Below are 24597 nucleotides of genomic sequence, written 5' to 3'. Positions count from 1 at the left end.
ATTCCTCTAAAAACGCTGGATCAGTGCTGCCGTAAATTCAGTGGTCGACAATGCCGGCACATCTCCGCGCAAGGCAGCCAGATCGCCGGTCACTTCACCAGCGGCTATGGCGCCCTTCATGGCCTCGACGATGGCTTGGGCGGCTTCCTTCCAGCCCAGATGTTCCAGCAGCATGACCGCCGACAAAATCAGGGAGCTGGGGTTGGCCTTGCCCAGCCCAGCAATATCCGGGGCGGTACCGTGGGTGGCCTCAAAAATGGCATGGGTATCGGAAAGATTCGCGCCCGGCGCCATGCCGATTCCACCCACCTCAGCGGCCAGGGCATCGGAAACATAGTCACCATTGAGATTCAGAGTAGCCACTACCGAGTAATCTTCGGGACGCAGCAGGATCTGCTGCAGAAAATTATCGGCAATCACATCCTTGATGATGAGCTTCCCGTCGGCCATTGCCAGGGCTTCCGCCTGTTGCGCTGCCGCCTTGCCTTCGGCCTTGCTGATGGCGGCCTTCTGCTTCCAGGTAAATACCCGTCCGGCAAATTCCCTTTCCGCCAGGGCATAGCCCCAGTCACGGAACCCCCCTTCGGTGAACTTCATGATATTCCCTTTGTGCACCAGACTGACCGAGGGCTTGCCCTGTTCCAGGGCGTACTGTATGGCCCGGCGGATCAGGCGCTCCGAACCTTCCTGGGACACTGGCTTGATACCGATGGCCGAACTGTCGGGAAAGCGGATTTTTTTGACGCCCATTTCTTCCTGGAGAAAACGGATCACCTTTGCGGCTTCGGGGCTACCGGCTGGCCATTCGATACCCGCGTAAATATCCTCGGAGTTTTCCCGGAAAATGACCATGTCGACTTTTTCGGGATGGCGCATGGGGCTGGGCGTTCCCGCAAAATAGCGCACCGGCCGCAAACAGACGTACAGATCCAGATCCTGCCGGAGGGCGACATTCAAACTGCGAATGCCCCCACCCACCGGGGTTTCCAAAGGCCCCTTGATAGCCACCTTGTATGCCCGGATGGCAGCCATGCTTTCATCGGGCAGATACTGTCCCTCTCCGTAAATCTGCACGGCTTTTTGACCGGCAAACAACTCCATCCAGGCAATCTGCCGTTGTCCTCCATAAACTTTTTGCACGGCCGCGTCGACGACACTGCGCATGGCCGGGGTGACATCGCAACCAATACCATCCCCTTCAATGAAGGGAATGATGGGCTGATCCGGCACCTGCAATACCCCGTCCCTTACGGTCAGGGGGCTTCCTGTTGACGGTTTCTGAATATGCGTCGTCATGATACCTGCTCCAGTTGTTCACTCGCCCAGGACAAGGCGCCGCCTTTCAAAATCAGTTCCAGATCCCGGTCACTGGCCAGTTGCGGCAGGACTTCAATATCCAGACCCTGAGTATCGTCGCGAAGCATCAGGGATTTTCCCAGGGCCAGTCCGGTCAGCTCGAGGCTGAGCTGATCACCTGCCTGGACCTTGGCGTAATCTTCGGCGTGAACAAAAGTCAGGGGCAAAATCCCGAAATTGATGAGATTGGCCAGATGAATCCGGGCAAAAGACTGCACCAGCACCCCCCGCACTCCCAGGTAGCGGGGGGCCAGGGCGGCATGTTCACGGCTGGACCCCTGACCGTAATTATGGCCGGCCACAATGAAACCACCGCCGGAAGCCTTGGCGCGGCTCGGGAAAGTTTCATCCACCATATGGAAAACAAACTCGGAAATGGCGGGCAGGTTGGAACGCAGGGGGAGCACCTTGGCACCCGCCGGCATGATGTGATCGGTGGTGATGTCGTCTTCGAGGCGAATCAGCACCTCGCCTTCCAGGCGCGCAGGGGCCGCCTTGCCGGTCGGCAATTTGGCAATATTCGGGCCACGGATGATTTCCACCTCGCTGCCTTCGGGAGGCGGGGCCAGCACCATGCGATCGTCCACCAGAAACTGTCCGGGGAGGGGCACATGAATGGGCGCCAGGCCCAGGTCACGAGGGTCGGTGATTTCGCCGGTCAGGGCGCAGGCCGCGCAGGTTTCCGGACTGGCCAGATAGACTTCGGCATTTTTGGTGCCGGAACGCCCGTAAAAATTACGGTTGAAGGAACGGACGGAGACCCCCTGGGTCGGCGGCGCAAAACCCATGCCGATGCAAGGACCACAGGCCGATTCGAGAATACGCGCCCCGGCACTGATGAAGTCCAGCAATCCGCCGTCCTTGGTGACCATTTCCATGACCTGACGGGAACCCGGAGACACCCCCAGGCTGACCCCTTCGGCAATCACCTTGCCCTTGAGCATCTGCGCCACGGTCATCAGATCGGTATAGGAAGAATTGGTGCAGGACCCGATGGCTACCTGGGCTACTTTGGTTCCCGCCACTTCCCGCACCTTTTTGACATTATCGGGGCTGTGGGGACAGGCAATCAGGGGTTCCAGGGTATCCAGATCAATTTCCAGGACCTCGTCGTAAGTCGCATCGGCATCAGCCACCCATTCGGACCAGGTCGTCCCACGACCCTGAGCCATCAGGTAGCTTTGGGTCACGGCATCACTGGGGAAAACACTGGTGGTTGCCCCCAATTCCGCGCCCATATTGGTAATGGTGGCGCGCTCGGGCACGCTCAGATGGACGACCCCCGGGCCAAAGTATTCAAATACCTTGCCCACCCCGCCTTTCACGGTTTTCCGGCGCAACACTTCGAGAATGATGTCCTTGGCACTGACAAAGGGCTGTAATTTTCCGGTCAGCTTGACGCCCACCACTTCGGGCATATTCAGGTTGAAAGGCAAGCCGCCCATGGCCAGGGCAATATCCAGCCCGCCCGCGCCAATGGCCAGCATACCCGCGCCACCAGATGTAGGGGTGTGGGAATCCGAACCCAGCAAGGTACCCCCCGGCTTCGAGAAACGTTCCAGGTGGACCTGATGACAAATGCCATTTCCCGGACGGCTGAAATGTACGCCGTATTTGGCGGCAAAGCTCTGCAAGAAACGGTGATCGTCGGCGTTTTCAAAGCCGGACTGCAGCATGTTGTGATCCACGTAGGAGACCGACAGTTCCGTACGCACCCGAGGCAGGCCCAGGGCTTCAAACTGCAGATACGCCATGGTCCCGGTAGCATCCTGGGTGAGGGTCTGATCAATGCGAATGGCTATCGGACTACCCGCCTTGAGGGAGCCACTCACCAGGTGGGTGGCAATAATTTTCTGGGTGACGTTCATAGCCATGAGCTGATCTCCTGATCTGGAAGTTGCGGTCGGGAACTGCGCTTTGTAACATCATCGCAAATGAAATGGTCAACGCCAAGCATGAGCAATACCTTTATCTCCCCAAACGGCAACTTTTTTCGGACTTGCAAATCAGGGAGCTGACTGCGTCCAGGTCATGGCCTGGCGCAAGCGGGCCAGGGTTTCGTCCTTGCCCAAAAGGGCCAGGGTCGTATCAATCGGCGGAGAAACCGCCCGTCCTGCTATGGCCACCCGCAGTGGTTGGGCGATTTTCCCCATTTTTCCTTCGGCATGACCGACCGCCAACTCCTGGATGGCGCTGTGAATGGCGGCAGCAGACCAGACCGGCAAGGCTTCCAGATGAGTGCGCAGGCTGTCCAGCAGGGCCGCCTGTCCCTGCAGATGTTTTTCTACATCCTTGCTGTCACCGGATACTGGGGCCACATAAAACAGATTGGCCGCATGGGCCATTTCCACCAGAGTCTTGGTCCGTTCCTGCAATAAGGCAACTACCGCTGGCAGTTCCGGCCCTCGGGCGAGGAGCGCCTCCGTAACGCCCTGGGCATCCAGATAAGGCCGCAGATGCTGCGCCAATCCCCCAGGGCTCAGACGTTGCATGTGTTGTGCATTGATCCACAGTAATTTTTCCGGATTGAATGCCGAAGCGGCCTTGTTGACCGCATCAATCCGGAAAAAGGTGATCATTTCTTCGCGGCTGAAGATTTCCTGGTCGCCATGGGACCAGCCCAGACGAATCAGGAAATTGAGCAAGGCATCCGGGAGAAAACCCTGTTCCCGATATTCCAGCACGCTGACCGCACCGTGACGCTTGGACAGTTTCTGTTTGTCCGGCCCGAGAATCATGGGCACATGGGCATAGACCGGCAACTCGGCGCCCAAAGCCTGCAAGATCTGTATTTGTCTCGGCGTATTATTCAGATGGTCATCGCCGCGAATGACATGGGTGATACCCATATCCCAGTCGTCCACCACCACGCAAAAATTGTAGGTGGGCGTCCCGTCGGAACGGGCAATGATCAAATCATCCAGCTCGCTGTTCTGGAAAATGACCCGACCATGAATCAGATCGTCGACCACCGTTTCCCCCGTATCCGGACTGCGAAAGCGAATCACCGGGGCCACCCCCTCGCGAGCGCTGCTCCGCGTCCGGCAACGTCCGTCATAACGCGGTTTTTCGCCCCGAGCGCGCTGCTCTTCACGCATGGCATCCACTTCTTCCCGACTGCAATAACAGTAGTAGGCGCTCCCCTCCTTCAGCATCTGCGCCAACACCTCGCGGTAACGATCCATGCGCTGGGTCTGATAAAAAGGCCCCTCGTCCCAGTCCAGTCCCAACCAGGCCATGCCCTCCAGAATGGCCGCCGTTGCTGCGGGCGTGGAGCGCTCCAGATCCGTATCTTCAATACGCAACACAAAGCGCCCGCCCAGTCGGCGGGCATGTAACCACGAATAAAGGGCTGTACGCACCCCACCAATATGTAAATAACCGGTGGGACTGGGTGCGAAACGGGTACGAACAGACATGGGCAATCCACCTGCGGCAATAAGCGAGATCAAATCATAACAGGCCAGCCCTGCATCCGGTATCCTTCAGCTCGGATAACGAGACATGGCCCTTCGTCAAGACTCCCGGAGAAAAGTCGTTTGACTCGGACTGTGAGTTTTGCTTAATATCCCTAGGACAGTAAGCAAAGCCTATACCAATCTGCTGTTTATAATGATATCTGTGATGGGTAACATCTGCGGGATTCCCGGTTGGGGATTGCACCCGCCCTGGAAGGAGCAACATGAACAAGCGAGCTATCGCTATCGCCACTGTAGTGGCGCTAGGGAGCATTCCTATGGCTTGGGCGAATAGCCAAATCATAGGCCTGCCACAAAGTGACTTACAGAATTCAAACCCGGTTACCACAGGTGCCACCAGCAATCCGGACTCCTCTGGCGACAGTCTCGCCGCGACGCTGCAGCAATTTGAAGCGGCAGGAACATTTGGTGACCAGAGTGGGGCAGGTAACGTCTGGACGAACATTGACCATGGCTTGCGCCTCAGTGACGTCTCCCGGATTGAAGTGGATAAATGGCGCACCTGGTTTTTGCAGCATCAGGGCAAGCTGGAACAAATCCTGAGCAACGCGCGTCCCTTCCTGTATTACGTGGTCAATGCCATTTCCCAGCGTGGCCTGCCCATGGAACTGGCCCTGTTACCGGCCATCGAAAGTGGCTACAACCCCAAAGCCTATTCTCCCGCCGCCGCCGCCGGACTCTGGCAATTTGTACCCGGAACCGCACGCAGTTTTGGCCTGCAGAATACCCGTTACGGTGATCCGCGCCTGAGCCTGACGGCCTCCACCAATGCAGCCCTGGATTATTTGTCTTATCTTTACAATTACTTTGGCGGCAACTGGCTGCTGGCCATTGCTGCCTATAATGCCGGGCAGGGCACGGTTTCGGCGGCTATCCAGCAAAATGTGGCCGCAGGGAAACCCACCGATTTCTGGGATCTGAATCTTCCCGAGCAAACCGAAAATTATGTAGCAGAGTTGCTGGGCCTCGCCCAGGTCATCAAAAATGCCCAGGCTTACCACGTCAACCTCCCCCATATTCCCAATACAGCCCATATCGCGGTAGTCACCACGCCCCGATCCATCGCCCTGAATGTGGCCGCCAATCTGATGAATGTTCCGGTGACCGAGTTGCAGCATCTCAATGCGGGCATCAGTTATGGGGTGGTGCCGGCAGACTATCAGTTGGTGGTTCCCAAGGATAAGGCGGCCACCTTGAAAACCGCATTACTGACCCTGCCCCAGGAGGCAGCGGCCCAGACGTTGCCCACGGCACAAGCGGCGGTTCTGGCAACCCCGGTGGTCCACCACCTTGCACCACCGCCCCCTACGCTCAGCCGTTTGACCGTACATCCAGGAAATACGCTGTCACAAATTGCCATGCGCGCTGGGGTCAGCGTTGCTCAGATCCAGCAGTGGAACCATTTGCGCTCCGCCCGCGACCTGCAAGTAGGTCAGCAACTGGTGATTTATGGGGGACACCGCCTGGAAAACGCGACTTACCGCCAGCCCGCTCAGCAGCAACTCATCGTCCATTCCGGAGATACCCTTTCGGGGCTGGCGCAGCGTGTTGGTGTCAGTGTTCAGGATCTCATGCGCTGGAACCACCTCCGTTCAGCCAGTGATCTTCAGGTCGGCCAAAAACTGATGATTTATGGCGGTCAGGCGGTCCCCGTTTATATGGCGGCCCGCAGTCATCGCCAATTGACCGTTCGTCCCGGCGAAAGCCTCTGGCAGATTGCGCAAAGAGCCGGTGTCGGCGTGAGTGCCATTGCCCAGGCAAATCATCTGACGGAGCGATCGATCATTCATCCGGGTCAAGTGCTGAATATCCCTGCGGAAACCGCCGTGGCTGCCATCAGTGCCCGTCAGGAACGCGCCGCCACTCAGCCGCACGCCACCACCTACATCGTGCGCAAGGGCGACACCCTCTGGCAGATTGCCCAGCAGTATCATGTCCAGCCCAAGTCCCTGATTCAATGGAATCGTCTGGCCTCCGCCAGCGACATTCAACCAGGCTCTCGTCTCACCATCTACACACGCTAAGTATTACGCAAGGGGTTTCTATTATGGGTTTCATGGCAGGGAAGAAAGCGCTCATCGTGGGTGTGGCCAACGATCGTTCCATTTGCTGGGGAATCGCCCAGGCCATGCATCGCCAGGGAGCCGAAGTATTGCTGACCTACCAGGGTGAGCGCACCAAAAGTCGGGTGGAAGAGCTGGCCAGGCAGATCGGTGCTCCAGAACCTCTGGAACTGGACCTGATGGATGATCAGCAGTTGCAGGCCGCCATGGACAGCATCCGGTCGCTCTGGGGTGGCGTCGACATCGGCATTCATGGTGCTGCATTTGCGCCCAAGGAAGAGCTCAGCGGGAGCTACCTGGACGTCACCACCCGTGAAGGCTTTCGCATTGCTCATGAAGTGTCTTCCTACAGCTTCACCGCCATGGCCAAGGCCATGCATCCCTTGATGCAGGGTCGGCAGGGAGCCCTGCTGGCGCTCAGCTACCTCGGCGCCGAGCGGGCCATGGCCAATTACAACGTCATGGGTCTGGCCAAGGCCAGCCTGGAAGCCAGCATTCGTTATCTGGCTTATTCCCTGGGGCGTGATGGCATCCGCGTCAATGCCATTTCCGCAGGCCCCATTCGTACCTTGGCCGCCAGCGGGATCAGCGAGTTCCGCAAAATTCTCGATCACTATGCCGAGCACGCTCCACTGCATCGGAATGTTACCCAGGAAGAAGTCGGCAATACCGCGGCATTCCTTTGCTCCGATCTGGCTTCAGGCATTACCGGCGAAATCACCTACGTGGATGCTGGATTCAATACCGTCGGTTTTTAGCTGATTTTGCTAACACTTTAGCCGGAATAATCATCCGGCCATGGCCTTGCCCACCTCTGACAGCATTTCCTCAAAGCTTTTGGCGAAAGCGGCGAGTCCTTCCTCCTGTAACTGCGCTGCGACCTTGTCCATGTCAATACCCAGCGATCCGAGCTGGGTCATGGTGGCCTGTGCTGCATCCATATCTTCAGTGAGACGATTCGCGATCTGCCCATGATCACGTAATTTGTTCAGAGTCTCATCCGGCAGGGTATTGATGGTTTCCGGCCCCATCAACGGTTCTACATAGAGCAGATCCGGGTAGGCGGGATTTTTGGTGCTGGTACTGGCCCAGAGCAGATACTGCGGGCGCCCGCCGGCCTTGGCCAATTCCGCAAAGCCTTCCCCATGGAAAGTTTCCTGATACAAGCTGTAAGCGACCTTGGCCAGGGCCACTGCCGCCCGCCCGCGTAAAGCCAGTGCTTCGGCCGTGGCTATTTTTTCAAGCTGCTGATCAACCAGAGTATCCACCCGGGACAGAAACAGGCTGGCAACCGCCTTGACCTTGCGTGGATCTCCTCCCTGTTTTATCCAGTGGGCCAGCCCCTGCTGATAGGCAACAAAAACTTGGCGCACATGTTCCAGGCCAAACATCAGGGTGACATTGACAGAAACACCTTCACCAATCAGGGTGCTCAGTGCGGCAATCCCCTGGGCGGTGGCTGGCACCTTGATAAGCAGGTTGTCGCGCTGCACCAATCCCCGCAGACGCCGGGCCTCGGCGACCGTGGCCGCTTCATCCTTGGCCAGACGTGGAGACTCTTCCCAACTCACCCAGCCGTCATCGCCAGCACTGGCCTGATGGGCGGACTGGAGAAGATCACAGGCCATGCGCAAATCCTGTAACACCAGTTGCTCATACAGGCGCTCGGCAGATTCTGCCGATCTCCGCAGATCATCCCGATAATAGGGGCTGGAGTGGATGGCCTTCTGGAAAATGCTGGGATTGGATGTGACCCCACTAACGCCATCCCTGACGATATAATTCTTAAGAATACCATCGCGAATCAGAGTCCTGGATAAATTGTCCAGCCAGATACTCTGGCCAACCTCTTGGTGCAATGCATGCAAATCTGTTGTCATTCCTCAATCTCCCTGAACATTTCATCAGTAACCTTCTCGCCACGCCCAGGCCAACAAACTCACCCACTTCATAGTGTGAAGTGTAGCCCAAGATCGGAGAAACTGCCGAACCCGCAGAAATGTCCTCTTGCGATGCCGACGAAAGCGGCCTAATATTCATACCTAGCCCTCTTATTCAAGGACGGCAACACCATGAAAATCACCAAAAACATGAATAGCACCGAGCGCTGGCTGCGGATTTACTTCGGCGCCATTATTTTTCTGGTTTATTTCGTCAATCCTTTCCCCTATCGTGAATGGACCTTTTCCGGTTTGCTCCTGATTGCGTCAGGTGTTTTTGGCTATTGTCCGGTTTACAGCTTCATCAAAAAAACCCGGAATCCGACAAAGCTTCAACCGTAATATCCGGACTGAAGAACACTCTGAGCTGCCAGCCGACAAAAGCTGGCAGCAGTGGGCCTTTTGCGCAAGGAACCGTCAGAGTGCTGCTGCGGCACCCGCTGCGCGGTATCAACGGGGCATGGCCCGAAATCGCGGGAAGCCGCGCTGGTGTAGGTCGATGAATGGTCCACTCAAAAGGGAATATCATCATCAAAATCTTCCATGGGCGGGGGAGCATCCTGCTTGCGTCCTGCACCGGCAGGCGCGGGAGCCGCAGAGGAGCGTCCACCGCCATGATCTTCTTCATCAAAGCTGGCCGCTCCACCGCCGCTGCGTGATCCCACCAGTTGCAGGCGGTCGCCGATGATTTCCGTGGTGTAGCGCTCCTGGCCGTCCTTGTCCGTCCATTTGCGGGTCTGCAGGCGCCCTTCCACATAGGCCAAGCTGCCCTTGCGCAAATATTCTCCGGCAATTTCCGCAGTGCGGCCAAACAGCACTATCCGATGCCATTCAGTGCGCTCCTGCTTGTTGCCATCCCGATCCTTGAAGGTTTCGGAGGTGGCAATGCTGAAATTGGCTATAGCCGCCCCGCTGGGCTGATAACGCATCTCCGGGTCCCGGCCCAGATGTCCTAGTAATATGACCTTGTTCACTCCCGCCATTGTCAGATCTCCTTGTGTACAGGGGACGGATGTCCCCGAAAGCTCTATACTAACCCATTCTCAGAAAATCTCATTCTTAAGGCAAAAAAAGGCTGTGGCTAGATGGAACACATCCATATCCGGGGCGCACGCACCCATAACCTCAAAAACATCTCTTTGACCCTGCCCCGGGATCGCCTCATTGTCATCACCGGCTTGTCGGGTTCAGGCAAGTCTTCCCTGGCTTTTGACACCCTCTACGCCGAAGGCCAGCGCCGCTATGTGGAAAGCCTTTCGGCGTATGCCCGGCAGTTCCTGTCCCTGATGGGCAAGCCCGATGTGGATGCCATCGAAGGCCTGTCTCCCGCCATTTCCATCGAGCAAAAATCCACTTCCCATAATCCCCGCTCGACCGTCGGGACCGTGACCGAAATTCATGATTACCTGCGCCTGCTCTATGCGCGTACCGGCACACCCTGGTGCTGCGGGGCGCCCATCCAGAGTCAGACCATCAGCCAGATGGTGGATCAGTTACTGGCCCTGCCAGAAGGCGAGAAACTGATGATTCTTGCCCCCTTGGTGCGTGACCGGAAAGGCAGCCATGAAGAGGTGATCAGTGCGCTGCGTGCCCGAGGCCTGATTCGCGCCCGGGTGGATGGCGAGATGCTCGAACTGGATGAAATCCCCAACCTGGACAAAAAACGTAAACACCGAATCGAGGCGGTTATTGATCGTCTGGTGCTACGCCCTGACAGCGGAGCACGCCTGGCCGAGTCCCTGGAGACTGCCCTCAGCCTGGCCGATGATCAGGCCATTGCGGTGTTGATGGGTCCACAACTTCAGGAAGAACGGCTGTTTTCGGCGCATCATGCCTGCCCCAGTTGTGGGCGCTCCTTTCCGGCGCTGGAGCCTCGACTGTTTTCCTTCAACAACCCGGCGGGGGCTTGCCCGCGTTGCGATGGCCTGGGGGAAATCACTTTTTTCGATCCCGACCTGATAGTGCCTGACCCGCGACTCAGTCTGAGTGGCGGGGCCATTGCCGCCTGGACCAAGCGCCACAAGGAACACTATGCCCCGCTCCTGAAGGCTCTGGCGGACCATTTTCACTTTTCTCTGGAAACTCCCTGGGAAGATCTTCCTTTTGAGATCCGTGAACAGATCTTGCACGGCTCTGATGAGCGTATTACGGTGCAGCAAGGTACACGGAGTCATCAGATGCATTTCGAGGGGGTCATCCCCGGACTGGAACGCCGCCTGCGCGAATCCCAGTCCAATCTGGCCCGGGAAGAAATCATGCGCTACATGGGCCGCCTGCGTTGCCCTACTTGCCAGGGCAGTCGCCTGCGCGAAGAAGCACGCATGGTCAAGGTCGGGCCGCTGACCATTCAGGAAGTCTCGGCCCTGCCCATTCATGCGTCATTACAGCATTTTGAGCAACTCCATCTGGAGGGTCAGGAAGCCGTCATCGCCGAAAGAATCCTGAAGGAAATCAGCAGCCGCCTGAAATTTCTGGTGGATGTGGGGCTGGCCTACCTGAGCCTGGATCGTTCGGCAGAAACTCTCTCGGGCGGAGAAGCCCAGCGTATTCGCCTGGCCTCCCAGATCGGCGCCGGTCTGGTGGGGGTCATGTATGTGCTGGATGAACCATCCATTGGACTGCACCAGCGCGATAATGACCGCCTGATCGGCACCCTGAAACATCTGCGCGACCTCGGCAATACGGTCATTGTCGTGGAACACGACGAAGATGCCATTTGCGCAGCGGATCATGTGGTGGATATGGGTCCCGGTGCCGGCACCCATGGCGGTGCGGTGATCGCCCAAGGCACTCCCGAGGACATCCGCGCCAATCCCGATTCCCTCACCGGCCGCTACCTGACCGGCGATCTGTGCATTGCCATTCCCGAACGGCGGCGCCACGACCAGCAACGCTGGCTGGAAGTCATCGGCGCCACGGGCAATAATTTAAAGGCGGTCCACGCCCGGATTCCCATCGGCTTGTTTACCTGCATCACCGGAGTCAGCGGTTCGGGCAAATCCACCCTCATCAACGATACCCTGTATCCGGCCTGCGCGCGGGCGCTGATGGGCAGCACCCAGAGCCCGGCTCCCCATCAGCAACTGCTGGGCATGGAGGCGCTGGACAAGGTGATTGCCATTGATCAGAGTCCCATCGGTCGCACGCCGCGCAGCAATCCGGCCACCTATACCGGACTGTTCACCCCGATTCGTGAGCTGTTCGCGGCCACCAGTGAAGCGCGGGCCAGAGGCTACAATCCCGGTCGCTTCAGTTTCAACGTCAAAGGTGGCCGCTGCGAGGCCTGCGAAGGCGATGGCGTCATCCGGGTGGAAATGCACTTTCTGCCGGACATTTATGTGCCTTGCGACGTCTGTGCCGGTAAACGCTACAAGCGGGAAACCCTGGATGTGCATTACAAGGGCAAGAACATTCACGAGATCCTGGAAATGACCGTGGAAGATGCCCGCGAGTTTTTTGCGGCGGTCCCGGCCATTGCCCGCAAATTGCAGACCTTGCTGGATGTGGGGCTGGGCTACCTGCGCCTCGGCCAGTCCGCCACCACCCTCTCCGGGGGAGAAGCCCAGCGGGTGAAGCTCTCCCGGGAGTTATCCCGACGCGATACCGGACGCACCCTGTATATTCTCGATGAACCGACCACCGGTCTGCATTTCCATGACATTGCCCTGCTCCTGGTAGTCTTGCAGAAACTGGCCGATGCCGGGAATACCATTGTGGTCATCGAACACAATCTCGATGTCATCAAGACTGCCGACTGGATTATCGACCTGGGTCCGGAGGGAGGATCTGGCGGCGGACAAATTATTGCCACGGGCAGCCCGGATGAAGTCGCCGGCAATCCGGCCTCCTACACCGGTCGCTACCTGGCGCGACATTTAGCCCGATAAATTGCATAATATACCGGTAAACCTGACTTGGAGCCGTGAATATGTCCGCTCTCCCCGAACGTCGTGAACAAATCCGTAGCGCCCATGCCGCCCTCATTCTGCAAGTCGTGGCGGCCTGCCAGAACACCCAGTTACGCGCTCCGGTTGAAGATCATCTACGCGTCGCCGCTGCCAATGGCTGGGGCGATCTGGTGGCGGTGCTCCAGCAGATTCTGGGCGGCAGACGCGAGTTAGGCCTGTTGCAAGGACTGGATGAGGAAGACAGCGTAATCGTCGAATCCATTCTCATGGGCCTGCAAAATCCCGAAACCCTGCCCCAGCCAACAGGTCAGGCGGACCCAGGCATGGCAGCCCCGGGACTGGCCAGTGTCATCCTCGCCGCCCGTCGGGGCGACCCCCAGGCCGTGGCCTGGCTCGGGCAGATGGCCAGCCAGATGCAAAAGGCGGGCGGTGATATGGCACGCGTCGGAGCGGCTCTTGGTCCCTTGTCCAGGGGACTCGACGATCGCCGCAAGCTGGAAAAAGGCATGGGCCCATTGGGGCGCAGCCTGCTTCAAGGGGTGCTGGATGAACTCGCCAAGGCTGGTTTGCATTAAGTCTTACCCAATCAGCCAAACTTGAAAGCATCCGCCCCTATCCTTATTTAATCTTGAACATCGTTGATCTTGCAGGAGCATTATATGGCCCATAGTGAACACATCATTGAAGTCCACTCCGGTAATTTTCAGGAGGCTGTCATTGCGCTTTCCCATAAGGCGCTGGTCCTCGTGGATTTCTGGGCGCCTTGGTGTGGCCCCTGTCGCGCTCTCGGGCCGATTCTCGAAAAACTGGCCGAGGAAATGCAGGGTGCTTTTGTACTGGCCAAAATCAATTCCGATGAAAACCCCGACTTATCCAGAGAATATCAGGTGCGCGGCATTCCGGCGGTCAAGGCCTTCAAAAATGGTAAAGTCGTGGATGAGTTTACCGGGGCCCTTCCCGAATCCGCCATTCGTCAGTTTCTGGAAAAGCATCTGCCCAAACCCGGCGATGATCTGCGCGCTGCGGCCATGAATGCCATGGCCCAGGGCAAAACCGCAGAAGCCCGGGCCTTGCTGGAAGAAGCACTCCAGAAAAATCCCCAGAATGATCAGGCGCGTCTGGCGCTGGCCCATCTGGCCATACAGCAGGGCCGACACGCCGAGGCCCAGGCACAGATTGATGCCATGTCGCCCCTGTTTCAGATGGAAACGGAGGTGGAGGGCCTGAAGGCGCTGCTGGAGTTTACCGCGGAAGCCCGCAAAGCCCCATCCATGAGCGCACTGGAAACGACCATTGCCCAGGAAAAAGGCGACGCCCGCGCCCTGGCCATGTATCAACGCGCGCTGGTCCTGCTCTTGCAGGGACAGGAAACCAGCGCATTGGATCAACTGATCGAAATGGTGGAGCGCCATAAAAATTACGAGGATGGCCTCGCCCGCAAAACCATCCTGAAGATTTTTGCCCTGCACGGCAATCAGGGGGCGTTGGTGGAACAATATCGCACCAAACTGTCTCGCGCCTTGTATTAAGTGCTATGGTTACTTTCATGCAGGAACCAATGCCTTTATTTCAATGTCCAAGAGAATCAAAACTCTGAGGAGAGTCCTATGGCGAATAGTCGCCCCCAAACCCTGTTGAAACGCCCGAAACTGCTCATCACCGCTGTCGTTGCCGCGTGCTTTGGTTTCACCCTCGGTACCACGGAATGGGCGCAGGCGGATGCTACCGCCCCCGCCTTATCCATCCACACCAATACGGCGCCGCAGCAGGCTCTGGTGGCTCTCCCGGATTTCACCCCCATCATTGATCGCTATGGCCCGGCGGTGGTGAATATCAGCAGCACCACCAACAAGGTCATCCACCAGCAAGCCAATCCGTTTCCGCCCGACTCGCCTTTCTATCGCTTCTTTCAGCATTTCGGCCCTCCCGGACAGGGAGGCCCCGGCCATGAGCAACACGAAAGAATCCAGTCCCTGGGCTCGGGTTTCATCATCAGTCCCGATGGCTATATCGTCACGGCGGGGCATGTGGTCCGTGGCGCCAATCACATTGTCGTCACCCTGACCAATCACCATGCCTATCCGGCCAAACTGATCGGTCTTTCCGTGCGTTATGATACGGCCTTGCTCAAAATTGATGCCCAGAACCTCCCTACAGCGCCCATCGGGAATTCTGACAATCTGAAAGTCGGCCAGTGGCTGCTGGCGGTGGGCGCGCCCTTTGGCTTTTACAATACCGTCACCCAGGGGGTGGTCAGCGCCATGAACCGGCCGCTGCCCGATGATGAATATATTCCTTTCATCCAGAGTGATGTGCCCATCAATCCCGGCAATTCCGGCGGGCCGCTGTTCAACATGAAAGGCCAGGTGATCGGCATCAACGACCAGATTTATACCAACAGCGGCGGCTACATGGGACTGTCATTCTCCATCCCCATCAATACCGTCATGCGCGTGGTCCAGGATTTCAAGGACCACAAGCCCATTCAGTTCGGGTATCTGGGTGTGGAAGTGCAGGATGTGACGCCGCAAATGGCCCAGGCCCTGCATCTTCAGGAACCCGTCGGCGCGCTGGTGGCTTCCGTCATGCCCAACAGTCCGGCGGCCAAGGCCGGTATCCGGCCCGGTGACGTCATCGTCACCTACAACGGCAAGCCGGTGTACAACGTGGGGCAACTGCCGCCCATGGTGGGCAACACGGTGCCGGGTACCCATGCCGAGGTGGGAATCCTCCGTCATGGGGTGGCGAAAACCAAAAACGTGCTGGTCACCGCCCTGCCCAAAAACATGGATGAACAAAGCAGCAGCGCAGCACAACCCTCCGCTCCGGTCAAGACCCTGAAAATCCAGCGCATGGGTATTCATGTTCAGGATCTGAACCCGCGCATTGAAAAGCAGCTGGATGTGCACCACGGTGTCGTGGTGGTGGGAGTCAGTGAAGGCCCCGCCGCAGAAGCTGGACTCATGCCCGGCATGATCATTCAGCAGATCAACCAGCAGGATGTCCGCAACGTCGGCGAGTTGGCCCACATCGTCGCCGGACTACCTGCCGACCAACCCATCCCCCTGTTGGTCCGTCAGGGCAAAGCCAGCATCTATGTGGTCATTACCCTGTCGAAAAATTGACCATTCTGCAGTGATCAACTCATGATACCGCAGCCCTTGAGGACTGCGGTTTTTGGCTGGCTCCCTACAGTTGATACCAGGGGTCCGAGCGCATGACCCCACCCATCGTGTTGAAACCACAAATATGGCCCGCCTCGATGAGCAGGGTATCGGCCAGTTCCCTACCCTGCAATCCGGAAATTTTCCCTTGCAGAGGGGGCTTCGACATAGGCGAGTCGATCTTCCACGGACCCGTCGGGATGGCTTTGAAAGTGCCGATGGAGCTGGCGAAAACTCACTTCCGCCGCGGACTGCTTGAGAATGGGGTCACGTTGAGAATGAATGGCGGGAAGGAGCATTGTTTATCTGCTCCACGATCTGGGCTGAGATTTCCTCATACCAGTTAGTCGAATCGCGCAATGCTGCAAGTCTGCCTCGCCGCGACTTTGCTCGTCCCCACCAACGTCCCTTTTTCTACGCACGGGGGTGATGCTTTTCGTGCAGGGCCTTGAGGCGGGCCTGGGCCACATGGGTATAAATTTCAGTGGTGCCCAGATTGGCATGGCCCAGCATCAGTTGCACGCTGCGCAGGTCGGCACCATGATTGAGCAGATGGGTGGCAAAGGCATGACGCAAACTATGGGGCGATACCACCTGTTCAATACCTGCGACTTTGGCATAGCCCTCGATATTCTGCCAAAACCTCTGGCGGGTCATGGCTGCGCCGCGCACGGTCACAAATACGGCGGCAGAAATCCGCTCACCCAGAATCTGCGGGCGGGCGTTTTGCAAATAGGTCGATATCCGTTCGGCCGCCATCTCGCCCATGGGCACCAGCCGTTCCTTGCGCCCCTTGCCAAAAACCATCACCAGATCGGCCGTCAAATCCAGTTGCCGCATTTCCAGATTGACCAGTTCGGAAACCCGCAAACCACAGGCATACATCAATTCCAGCATGGCAGCATCGCGCAAACCCAGAGGACGGGTCAGATCGGGGGCGGCGAGCAGGTCCTCAATTTGCTTCTCACTGAGCACATGGGGCAAATAGCGGGCAAGACGGGGGCTTTGCAGGTTCTGACTGGGGTTACGGGTGATCCAGCCCTCACGCTGCGCGTAACCATAAAAGCGTCGGGTGCTGGACAACAGCCTGGCCACGGAACGCAGGGCGGCACCCGATTGCAGTTTCTGCCCCAGAATACGCCCCAGATGACTCGCATCGGCGTTGAGCAAATCGACATCCAGTTCAGCCAGCGCCGCCGCAAGCTGGAGCAGATCCTGCCGGTAGGCAGCCAGGGTATTTTCACCGAGATTTTTTTCGAGCCAAAGCGCATCCAGAAAGCCGTCGATGCGTTGACGATCTTCAGCGGGAGGCGGCACCATCACCAGAAGACCCGTTATTCAATCGAAATAAAAGCGCAACACGACCAGGGGATGAATCCATGCCAAAGGTCCTCCGGTGACTTGTCCGGCGCGCTGTGCGCTGCGCCAAAGGGGCCAAAAACCGGAGGGATTATCTTGGTCAATGGCTCTTTCGGCCACCTGCAACCACCAGTCAGCTGCCGTACCGGACGCCGCCGCATACAGGGCGCCCTGCCAGGTAAACGGCGCAGGAGCAGGCTCAGACAAGGCACGTTCGCGATAGGCCGCCAGCGTGCTGAAATCCGGCCAGTCTTGACGGCGCTGCCATCCCGCAAAGCCGAAAGTGCTGGCGGCGGCACTGAACAGCACCTTGCGGGCCTGGCGCAAACTGCGGTGGGGCAGGGTCAGCAGGGTACCCAGCCACACATAGAGACGCATCAGCGCCTGGGATTCATGGCGCTGCCCGCCCTCAACAATCATCAGGGTCACCGTCAGGAAAAGCTGACGAATGGCATCCAGGGGTTGATCGCCCATGGCCCGCACCCGCCCCATGAAGGCGGGGAGATCCCGTTCCCGCAAGGCATGCAACAAGGGCTTGTCCACTTCGCTATCGCGGCTGGCGCGCCCTTCGGGAACCACCACCGCCACCCCGGCAGGTTGCTGCCAGTGGCTGTGCAGCAGGGCCAGAGCACCCAGCGCAAAAGGTCGTGCGGGCAGATCGGCGGCGGCGTCCTGCCACTGCCCGAAAAGAATGCTGCGCAACCCCTGGGCATGACTGTCATCGGCCAGGCGCTGGGCAAGGCGGTTCAGGACAATCCGCCGGGCATGATCATCATCGGCCATGCTCTGCAGCAGGGGGACCAGTTGCTCCAGGTCCGCTTCTTCCACGGCCTTGGACAGCAGATCCACTTCCATATCCAAGGGCATGGGCGAGCCGGCTTCCAGCAGCAAGGCATCCGGCAAGGCCGACTTGTCCATCTGCGTTCTTTTGCTTTCCTGAATGGCCACCGCAGCAGCCAGCAGCTCCACGGGCAGATGCTCCGACTCGGCCCAGATGGACTGACTGTCCGCCACCACCTGCAGGGCCTCGGTAGCCTCTTCCGCACCCCACCAGCAAGGCAGGATATCCTGCTGCCAGGCCGAGCGCAGCAATACCCTTTGGGCAGGATCCGCCCATAGCGCGGCCTGCCCAGCGCCGGACGCAGAACGCCAGCGTTCCAGGACTTCCCCGAACGCCGGCGTCATCATCCGATTATCCACAGCGAACCCGACCTTTGCCGGGTAGCGCGGCCAATATCATCAGCCCAGTTTTTCTTTGATGCGGGCCGCCTTGCCGGACAGATTACGCAGGTAATACAGCTTGGCGCGACGCACATCACCGCGACGCTTGACTTCTACCTTGGTCACCAGCGGCGAGTATGAGGGAAACACCCGCTCCACCCCTTCACCATTGGAGATTTTCCGGACCGTAAAGGCGGAATGCAGGCCGCGATTGCGACGGGCAATGCAAATGCCTTCAAAAATCTGGATACGTTCACGGTCGCCTTCCTTGACCTTGACGTGCACGGCCACGGTATCGCCCGCACCAAAAGCCGGAAGCTCCGACTGCACCTGTTCTTTGTTGATTTCGTCAATGATGTTCACAGCCCTGCTCCTTCACCTAGTATTACTGCACCTCGCCGTCCTGACGGCGATAATCTTCCAATAACTGCTGCTCGTGCGCACTCAAACCCCGTTGCGCCAACACATCCGGACGCCGTTCGGCCGTGCGTCCCAAGGACTGCTGCAAGCGCCAACGACGAATCCGGGCATGATCCCCGGACAGCAAAACCTCCGGAACCTTTACCCCGCCCACCACTTCCGGACGCGTATAGTGGGGACAATCCAGCAAACCCGCATCCGCAAAGCTGTCCTCGGCAGCCGAGTCCGCATGGCCCAGCAAACCCGGCAACTGTCGGGCTACCGCCTCCATCAGCACCAGGGCGGGCAGCTCACCGCCCGCCAGCACATAATCGCCGATGGACCATTCCGCATCCACCACGGCCAGCACCCGCTCATCGATGCCCTCGTAGCGGCCTGCCAGCAAAATCAATCCTTCTGCACCAGCAAAAGTCTGCACCGCAGCCTGCTGCAGACGCTGCCCCTGGGGCGACAAATACACGACCGGCGCCCCAGGGTTGGCCTCTCGTGCCGCAGCAATGGCGGCCAACAAGGGCGGCGCCATCATCAACATACCCGGGCCACCCCCAAAGGGCCGGTCATCAATGCGGCGATAGGCATTATCACTGTAATCCCGGGGATTCCAGGTATGCACCTGAATCACCCCCTTGGTCTGACCGCGCCCCAGCACCCCCTCACGCAGATAACCGTGAATCAGTTCCGGAAAAATGGTGATGACATCAAAACGCATCACCAATCCACTTGCCAGTCGACGTGAATCTGCTTGGCATCCCTATCCACTCCGGCGGCCGTTTCATCCGACCAGGGAATCAAGAGCTCCCCGCCTTTTCCATCATCCAGCACCATGACGTCATTGGCACCGGTTTCCAGAAAAGACTTCACCGTCCCCAGGCTCTGGCCTTCCTGATTCAGCACCTGCATCCCGAGCAGATCGCGCCAGTAAAACTCCCCCGGCTGCAGCTCCGGCAAATGCGCCCGGGCAGTCCTGATCTCCTGACCAATGAGGGCACGCGCCTGCTCCCGGTCATCCACACCGACCAGCTTGGCAAGCACCCCTTCACCCTGCATGCGCCCTTCTTCCAGCCCATAAGCATGCCGGTCAGGCCCCAACAACCAGGGTGAGTAGTCGAGAATGGCATCGCGCAGCTCGGTAAAGGAAAACACCTTGACCATGCCGCGGACACCGTAGATGCCGGAAATTTTCCCCAGCACCACCCATTCTTCAGACTCAGGCGGCGGCAACACCCGTCTTACTCACGCCTTCTTTCTTGAAAAAGCCGGCAACCGTATCGGAAGGCTGGGCGCCCTGGCTCAGCCAGTAAGCGGCGCGTTCCTTGTCAATCCGCAACTCGGCGGTGGCACCAATAGGATTATAAAAACCCAGGCGTTCAATGAAACGGCCATCGCGACGATTACGGCTATCGGTCACCACGATGTGATAAAAAGGCCGCTTTTTGGCGCCGCCCCGGGCCATACGAATAACTACCATGTGTTCTCCTTCACCATGTCCTCTCCCACTGGATGGGAGAAAGGCGCGTATCGTAACCAAAAACAAGCTCTAACGGAAGGGTAAACCGCCCTTTAACATCGATTTGGGGTTCATCCCCAGCAAACGGCTGAGGCCGCGCCCGCCTTTTCCCATTTTTTTGAACATTTTCTGCATCATCTCAAACTGTTTGAGCAGCTTGTTGACCTCCGTCACCGTGGTGCCGGAACCCGCCGCAATGCGCCGCCGCCGCGAGGCCTTGATGATTTCGGGGTGACGGCGTTCACCGGGGGTCATGGAATTGATGATGGCTTCCAGCCGGCGCATGGGCTTGCCATCCTGCATGGCGGCCTGAGCCTCGGCGGGAAGTTCGCCCATGCCCGGCAACTTGTCCATGATGCTCGACATGCCGCCCATTTTTTCCAGTTGCCGCAGTTGCTGACGGAAGTCTTCCAGATCAAAGCCTTTGCCGCTGCGCAGCTTCTCGGTCATTTTCTGGGCCTGTTCGGCATCCACATCCTGCTGGACCTGCTCCACCAGACTGACGATGTCGCCCATACCCAAAATGCGCGAAGCCAGACGATCGGGATAAAAAGGCTCCAGACCCTTGCGGATTTTTTCACCCACGCCCAGAAATTTGATGGGCTTGCCGGTAATGGCCCGCACCGACAGGGCCGCCCCGCCCCGGGCGTCACCGTCGGCCTTGGTCAGAATGACGCCGGTCAGGGGCAGAGCATCATTAAATGCCTTGGCGGTGTTGACCGCATCCTGGCCGGTCATGGCGTCCACCACAAACAGCAGTTCCACGGGCTTGACGGCATTGGTCAGCGCCTGAGCCTCGGCCATCATGGCTGCATCCACGTGGAGGCGCCCGGCGGTATCCACAATCAACACATCAAACCCGCCACGCTGGGCCGCTTCTGCCGCATCCCGGGCAATTTGCACCGGCTGCTGGTCGGGACGGGAAGGAAACACCTCCACCTCAATATCCTTGCCCAGATGGGCCAACTGCTCCATGGCTGCCGGGCGATAGACGTCGGTACTGACCATCAAGACCCGCTTCTTTTCCTTCTCCTTCAGCCACAGGGCCAGCTTGGCGCTGGTGGTGGTCTTACCCGAACCCTGCAAACCGGCGAGCAGAATCACCGCTGGCGGGCGGGCGCTCAAATCCAGCTTGTCGTTGTGGGCCCCCATGAGCTTCACCAGCTCATCGTTGACAATCTTGATGAATACCTGCCCCGGCGACAGGCTCTTGATCACCTCCTCCCCAAGAGCCGCCTCGCGCACCTTGTTGATGAAGTCCTTCACCACCGGCAGCGCCACATCGGCTTCCAGCAAAGCCAGACGCACCTCGCGCAGGGCATCACGAATGTTGTCCTCACTCAGACGCCCCTGGCCACGCAGGTTTTTGAAAGTCTGGGTGAGTTTCTGGGTCAGATTGTCAAACATGGGTCCCCCTCATATCAGGGGGAGATTTTGGACTGTCTGGGGCGGGTGCGCAATGCGTTCGACTGTACCTGGGAGAAAATCGCTTATTGGGTGATGCGGGTTCAGCGATCCACTCGGGTATGCCACAGCCGCAGCAGATGGATCGCGTTCGTTGAAAGATGCTGAACGGTTGTTCCGAATACAGCTCTCTAACCCTGGCAGGCATTGACGGACTGCCGTCACCCTCGTTGGGCCTGGATCAAAGCTTGGCATTGGGGACTCTTGGCCTGCCTATGGGTAAAGGCCAGGTGGTAGGCATCGGCCATTAGACTGTTCCATCCTTTCAGCGTCCGATCACCGCAGATGGCTTTTCCCCGAGGAGGTGCGGGCTCGGGCGCAATCGGCCTTGGTTGCTGGAGCATTTTTTTCTCCTGAAAGGGCATGGTGGAGTCTGTGCCCAGCGCCACAGTAGCGCTGCCGCTGGACATTGCCGCGCATGCTGCTGTAGCAAAAAGGAATTTCCGTGTTTGTGTCATCGTACAGTTCACAACTCAGTTCCAGAATAGACCGATGTCCTGCGCCTTGGCCTGGTTCCCTTGAAGCGGCAGGGCGCAGCTGGCGTTGCTCCGCCGGGCCTGGCAGTGGAGATCGTAGATGGCCAGGGATGGGGGATCCTTCAGAGCAGCTTCACATTTATGCCGGCTCTGGCCCTGACAGCTTTGGTTGAAGCCGAGACTGGAGGCTGCGGCCCAACTCAAGAACAGGGGCAGTACGCTGTCGCTGTGTTGGCGATCGCTCACATACACCCGCAGTGTTCCCTTGTCGCCGGGCTGCTGCCCCAGCCGGGAGCGAAAAATCCCATCGGAGGTGGCCAGGGCCAGGGTCTTGCCTTGGGGACTGAGCACGGCGGCCGACTGGATCGGCGCGGCGTCGGGCTGAAAACCCCAGATCAGCTGCTGGCCATTCGCAAAGGTCACTCGCCGTAAGGGAGAAATATCAAAGCCGTCCAGCAGCCGTTCGGTCAGGGATTTCCCGGTGGCCATCCGCCAGCCTTGGGTCAAGCGCTCGATCTCGTCCGTGGGGAGGGGCCTTTCCAGGGGCTTTCGCTGGGCATTCAGTTCGGCGAGGCGTTTCTTTTCGGTTTGCAGAATGCACTGGTAGTTCTTGCCGCAGGCATCCCGCTGCTCCAGGTAGCGCTTCTGCTCGGCGATGACCTGGGCCTGGGCGGGACTGTCCATGGGCAGGTCGGACAGTAAGTGCCCGTAACTAGAAGTGACAAACATATCATATTGGATCATGTGCGCAGAAATACCGTAATAGTCATCCGGCGTGGCATCAACCGCGTTACAGATCACCTTCTCGGCCGGACGCAGAGCTTGGTATTGGGCTGGTGTTGTCCCGCACTCCATTACCCCCGTATATGGCAGATCACCCACCGATTTGGCTGCGGCGCCGCCGGTCAAGGTGATAGAGATAAATATTCCCAAAAGCGTTACGCTACTGCATTTCCAAAGACTAATAGTCATTTTCACCTCCAGTTCATCCCGTTTCTAGCAGGCAGCGCCCTTGCTTGGCCAGTCATTCTTGATTGCTTCCCGTATCTGCTTTCCTCTGGCGCGGTATCTTTCATCGTAGCCGTTTCCTCTCCTTGCAAAATCAGCCCGTTCCAGTTTGTTCGCCAGTTGATTCCAGTCTCCGGCATATACCAGACTCCAGAATGCTTGCCGCGATGCGACGGCCTTTTGGTTTCCATGGCTGTGTAGATGGATCTCGTCGGCGCCCCCAAACTGCCAGGTCCAATCCACCAACACGGTTTGTATTCCGGCAGGCAACTGCTTGAACCCAATCCCCATCTGATTATGCTGATTGAAGTTGCTTTCCGCCTTTGGAATGTATACTTGCTTTGCATTGGCATCCCGCAGCAAATCAGCTTCCGCCTCGCTGACTTCTGGCTCCTTGCCAACGAGCTTGTCAAAAGCTTTTTGACCAACGATCTTATTGCTCATATAAATTGATAGCTTATTTACGAGACCATCAACTTTAACATTCCCCGGATTTCCATGCTTGCTGATATAAGACTGCAAGGTATTCTTCAACTTGGCAGGTAACTGATAAGCCAGGTCAACCCCCGTATCCACGGTCACGCCGCTGGAGGCAGAAATGTTCCGGTGTTTCGCAGGCTTAAGATAAACATAAACCGGACCGCTTTTTTTCTTATCACGAACATATCCGCCAGGAACATAAGCACTCAAGGCCTGCCCACCTTCCCAGGTAGAAACAAAGTTGAAATCGATCCGTTCACCCTCTGGACATTTTCCTGCCGAAGAAGCAGGAACCGTCGGTGCCGTTGGGCTGCTCCCAGACGTTACGGGAGCGGTGGACGTGGTGTCCGGCTTATAGCAGGAGCGGCCCGCATATTGTGGCATGTTATCACCACCAACACATATCATCGTATATTTATTCAACGCTGCCAGTCGGTTCTGATAGGCCTTCTGGATGCACTGGACGTCTCCTCCGCAAGCGTCGCGCTGCTGCAGCCATTGCTTCTGCCTGTCCGCCTCGTCCTCCACCAAACAGTCATAATGCCCAGTGGCTCGATGATATGTGACAAACACCCGGTAATCCCGGTTGAGCTGCCAATCCAGTCCTTGGAGCTGGTCATCGGCACAAATGACCTTTTCGGTGCTTGTGCCAGCCTTACCGCAATCGATGGCCCCTGCGGAGGGCGCCACCAAAAGGGTGGCAGCAAGCAAGCCGTAAGTATTCCATTGACCGCGTTGCATACGATACATGC

Annotated in this window: 22 protein-coding genes; 7 read left to right on the top strand and 15 right to left on the bottom strand. The window is 58.0% G+C overall.

Going from position 1 to position 24597, the window contains the following annotated elements; all coding sequences use genetic code 11:
• Nucleotides 1-6 precede the first annotated feature (6 nt).
• The 3 genes from icd to gltX form a co-directional block, all read right to left on the bottom strand.
• The gene (gene icd / locus ACJU26_RS01980) at nt 7-1296 is read right to left on the bottom strand and encodes an NADP-dependent isocitrate dehydrogenase (protein WP_414040889.1); all 1290 of its coding nucleotides are present in this window, start codon (nt 1294-1296) and stop codon (nt 7-9) included.
• Entirely contained in the window at nt 1293-3230 is a 1938-nt protein-coding gene (locus tag ACJU26_RS01975) for an aconitate hydratase (protein WP_414040888.1), read from the bottom strand. The genes icd and ACJU26_RS01975 overlap by 4 nt, the downstream gene beginning before the upstream one ends.
• A 132-nt stretch (nt 3231-3362) precedes the next feature.
• Complete coding sequence (gene gltX / locus ACJU26_RS01970; protein WP_414040887.1) at nt 3363-4775, bottom strand: glutamate--tRNA ligase; 1413 nt, start codon at nt 4773-4775, stop codon at nt 3363-3365.
• Between the two features lie 263 nt (nt 4776-5038).
• Here gltX and ACJU26_RS01965 point away from each other — a divergent pair, with 263 nt between their 5' ends.
• Both ACJU26_RS01965 and ACJU26_RS01960 read left to right on the top strand, forming a co-directional pair.
• The gene (locus tag ACJU26_RS01965; protein ID WP_414040886.1) at nt 5039-6859 is read left to right on the top strand and encodes a LysM peptidoglycan-binding domain-containing protein; all 1821 of its coding nucleotides are present in this window, start codon (nt 5039-5041) and stop codon (nt 6857-6859) included.
• A 23-nt stretch (nt 6860-6882) separates the two neighbouring features.
• A complete protein-coding gene (locus tag ACJU26_RS01960) occupies nt 6883-7656 on the top strand; it encodes an enoyl-ACP reductase (protein ID WP_414040885.1) in 774 nt (257 codons plus the stop codon).
• 30 nt (nt 7657-7686) lie between these two features.
• Here ACJU26_RS01960 and tal read toward each other — a convergent pair whose 3' ends face one another.
• Nucleotides 7687-8778, bottom strand: coding sequence for a transaldolase (tal, locus tag ACJU26_RS01955; protein ID WP_414040884.1), 1092 nt, complete (start codon nt 8776-8778; stop codon nt 7687-7689).
• A 192-nt stretch (nt 8779-8970) separates the two neighbouring features.
• Between tal and ACJU26_RS01950 the strand changes: the two genes are divergently transcribed.
• Nucleotides 8971-9180 carry a DUF2892 domain-containing protein gene (locus ACJU26_RS01950; RefSeq protein WP_414040883.1) on the top strand — a complete coding sequence of 70 codons (210 nt, stop codon included), beginning with the start codon at nt 8971-8973 and terminating at the stop codon, nt 9178-9180.
• A gap of 170 nt (nt 9181-9350) precedes the next feature.
• Here ACJU26_RS01950 and ssb read toward each other — a convergent pair whose 3' ends face one another.
• Complete coding sequence (gene ssb, locus ACJU26_RS01945; protein ID WP_414040882.1) at nt 9351-9821, bottom strand: single-stranded DNA-binding protein; 471 nt, start codon at nt 9819-9821, stop codon at nt 9351-9353.
• 102 nt (nt 9822-9923) lie between these two features.
• On the opposite strand from ssb, the gene uvrA reads away from it, so the two are divergent.
• From uvrA to ACJU26_RS01925, 4 genes are all read left to right on the top strand, one after another.
• On the top strand, nt 9924-12725 hold the full coding sequence (uvrA, locus tag ACJU26_RS01940) for an excinuclease ABC subunit UvrA (protein WP_414040881.1): 2802 nt from the start codon (nt 9924-9926) through the stop codon (nt 12723-12725).
• 41 nt (nt 12726-12766) lie between these two features.
• Entirely contained in the window at nt 12767-13321 is a 555-nt protein-coding gene (locus tag ACJU26_RS01935; RefSeq protein ID WP_414040880.1) for a hypothetical protein, read from the top strand.
• 84 nt (nt 13322-13405) lie between these two features.
• Nucleotides 13406-14275, top strand: coding sequence for a thioredoxin (gene trxA / locus ACJU26_RS01930; protein WP_414040879.1), 870 nt, complete (start codon nt 13406-13408; stop codon nt 14273-14275).
• 78 nt (nt 14276-14353) lie between these two features.
• A complete protein-coding gene (locus ACJU26_RS01925; protein WP_414040878.1) occupies nt 14354-15871 on the top strand; it encodes a Do family serine endopeptidase in 1518 nt (505 codons plus the stop codon).
• 64 nt (nt 15872-15935) lie between these two features.
• On the opposite strand, the gene ACJU26_RS01920 is transcribed toward ACJU26_RS01925, so the two are convergent.
• From ACJU26_RS01920 to ACJU26_RS01875, 10 genes are all read right to left on the bottom strand, one after another.
• Complete coding sequence (locus ACJU26_RS01920; RefSeq protein WP_414040877.1) at nt 15936-16079, bottom strand: hypothetical protein; 144 nt, start codon at nt 16077-16079, stop codon at nt 15936-15938.
• Nucleotides 16080-16324: 245 nt separating this feature from the next.
• Complete coding sequence (gene xerD, locus ACJU26_RS01915; protein WP_414041907.1) at nt 16325-17230, bottom strand: site-specific tyrosine recombinase XerD; 906 nt, start codon at nt 17228-17230, stop codon at nt 16325-16327.
• An 18-nt stretch (nt 17231-17248) separates the two neighbouring features.
• Nucleotides 17249-18457, bottom strand: a complete 1209-nt coding sequence (locus ACJU26_RS01910; RefSeq protein ID WP_414040876.1) for a hypothetical protein — start codon at nt 18455-18457, stop codon at nt 17249-17251.
• A gap of 51 nt (nt 18458-18508) precedes the next feature.
• Nucleotides 18509-18853 (bottom strand): 50S ribosomal protein L19, encoded by a 345-nt coding sequence (rplS, locus tag ACJU26_RS01905; protein ID WP_010637603.1) that lies wholly within the window; start codon nt 18851-18853, stop codon nt 18509-18511.
• A 22-nt stretch (nt 18854-18875) separates the two neighbouring features.
• Nucleotides 18876-19619 carry a tRNA (guanosine(37)-N1)-methyltransferase TrmD gene (trmD, locus tag ACJU26_RS01900; RefSeq protein ID WP_414040875.1) on the bottom strand — a complete coding sequence of 248 codons (744 nt, stop codon included), beginning with the start codon at nt 19617-19619 and terminating at the stop codon, nt 18876-18878.
• Nucleotides 19619-20134, bottom strand: a complete 516-nt coding sequence (gene rimM / locus ACJU26_RS01895) for a ribosome maturation factor RimM (protein ID WP_414040874.1) — start codon at nt 20132-20134, stop codon at nt 19619-19621. Before rimM ends, trmD begins: the two co-directional genes overlap by 1 nt.
• On the bottom strand, nt 20118-20378 hold the full coding sequence (rpsP, locus tag ACJU26_RS01890) for a 30S ribosomal protein S16 (protein WP_010637598.1): 261 nt from the start codon (nt 20376-20378) through the stop codon (nt 20118-20120). Before rpsP ends, rimM begins: the two co-directional genes overlap by 17 nt.
• Before the next feature lie 69 nt (nt 20379-20447).
• Nucleotides 20448-21824, bottom strand: coding sequence for a signal recognition particle protein (ffh, locus tag ACJU26_RS01885; RefSeq protein WP_414040873.1), 1377 nt, complete (start codon nt 21822-21824; stop codon nt 20448-20450).
• 530 nt (nt 21825-22354) lie between these two features.
• Nucleotides 22355-23329, bottom strand: coding sequence for a hypothetical protein (locus ACJU26_RS01880; RefSeq protein WP_414040872.1), 975 nt, complete (start codon nt 23327-23329; stop codon nt 22355-22357).
• Between the two features lie 24 nt (nt 23330-23353).
• Nucleotides 23354-24595 carry a pesticin C-terminus-like muramidase gene (locus tag ACJU26_RS01875; RefSeq protein WP_414040871.1) on the bottom strand — a complete coding sequence of 414 codons (1242 nt, stop codon included), beginning with the start codon at nt 24593-24595 and terminating at the stop codon, nt 23354-23356.
• Nucleotides 24596-24597: the final 2 nt, after the last annotated feature.

The organism is Acidithiobacillus sp. M4-SHS-6 (assembly GCF_047421495.1).
GTDB lineage: Bacteria > Pseudomonadota > Gammaproteobacteria > Acidithiobacillales > Acidithiobacillaceae > Acidithiobacillus.
The sequence above is the reverse complement of the archived record's forward strand: the minus strand, read 5'-3'. Positions and strand labels throughout refer to the sequence as shown.

Bases quoted from the DNA above. Each gene is read 5' to 3' on its own strand.
- rpsP (WP_010637598.1), bottom strand. From the start codon at position 20,378: ATGGTAGTTATTCGTATGGCCCGGGGCGGCGCCAAAAAGCGGCCTTTT.
- ACJU26_RS01975 (WP_414040888.1), bottom strand. From the start codon at position 3,230: ATGGCTATGAACGTCACCCAGAAAATTATTGCCACCCACCTGGTGAGT.
- ACJU26_RS01880 (WP_414040872.1), bottom strand. From the start codon at position 23,329: ATGACTATTAGTCTTTGGAAATGCAGTAGCGTAACGCTTTTGGGAATA.
- ACJU26_RS01965 (WP_414040886.1), top strand. From the start codon at position 5,039: ATGAACAAGCGAGCTATCGCTATCGCCACTGTAGTGGCGCTAGGGAGC.
- xerD (WP_414041907.1), bottom strand. From the start codon at position 17,230: ATGGTGCCGCCTCCCGCTGAAGATCGTCAACGCATCGACGGCTTTCTG.
- trmD (WP_414040875.1), bottom strand. From the start codon at position 19,619: ATGCGTTTTGATGTCATCACCATTTTTCCGGAACTGATTCACGGTTAT.
- icd (WP_414040889.1), bottom strand. From the start codon at position 1,296: ATGACGACGCATATTCAGAAACCGTCAACAGGAAGCCCCCTGACCGTA.
- uvrA (WP_414040881.1), top strand. From the start codon at position 9,924: ATGGAACACATCCATATCCGGGGCGCACGCACCCATAACCTCAAAAAC.
- ACJU26_RS01910 (WP_414040876.1), bottom strand. From the start codon at position 18,457: ATGATGACGCCGGCGTTCGGGGAAGTCCTGGAACGCTGGCGTTCTGCG.
- tal (WP_414040884.1), bottom strand. From the start codon at position 8,778: ATGACAACAGATTTGCATGCATTGCACCAAGAGGTTGGCCAGAGTATC.
- ACJU26_RS01875 (WP_414040871.1), bottom strand. From the start codon at position 24,595: ATGTATCGTATGCAACGCGGTCAATGGAATACTTACGGCTTGCTTGCT.
- ACJU26_RS01960 (WP_414040885.1), top strand. From the start codon at position 6,883: ATGGGTTTCATGGCAGGGAAGAAAGCGCTCATCGTGGGTGTGGCCAAC.
- ACJU26_RS01920 (WP_414040877.1), bottom strand. From the start codon at position 16,079: ATGTCGAAGCCCCCTCTGCAAGGGAAAATTTCCGGATTGCAGGGTAGG.
- ssb (WP_414040882.1), bottom strand. From the start codon at position 9,821: ATGGCGGGAGTGAACAAGGTCATATTACTAGGACATCTGGGCCGGGAC.
- ffh (WP_414040873.1), bottom strand. From the start codon at position 21,824: ATGTTTGACAATCTGACCCAGAAACTCACCCAGACTTTCAAAAACCTG.
- ACJU26_RS01935 (WP_414040880.1), top strand. From the start codon at position 12,767: ATGTCCGCTCTCCCCGAACGTCGTGAACAAATCCGTAGCGCCCATGCC.
- ACJU26_RS01925 (WP_414040878.1), top strand. From the start codon at position 14,354: ATGGCGAATAGTCGCCCCCAAACCCTGTTGAAACGCCCGAAACTGCTC.
- gltX (WP_414040887.1), bottom strand. From the start codon at position 4,775: ATGTCTGTTCGTACCCGTTTCGCACCCAGTCCCACCGGTTATTTACAT.
- trxA (WP_414040879.1), top strand. From the start codon at position 13,406: ATGGCCCATAGTGAACACATCATTGAAGTCCACTCCGGTAATTTTCAG.
- ACJU26_RS01950 (WP_414040883.1), top strand. From the start codon at position 8,971: ATGAAAATCACCAAAAACATGAATAGCACCGAGCGCTGGCTGCGGATT.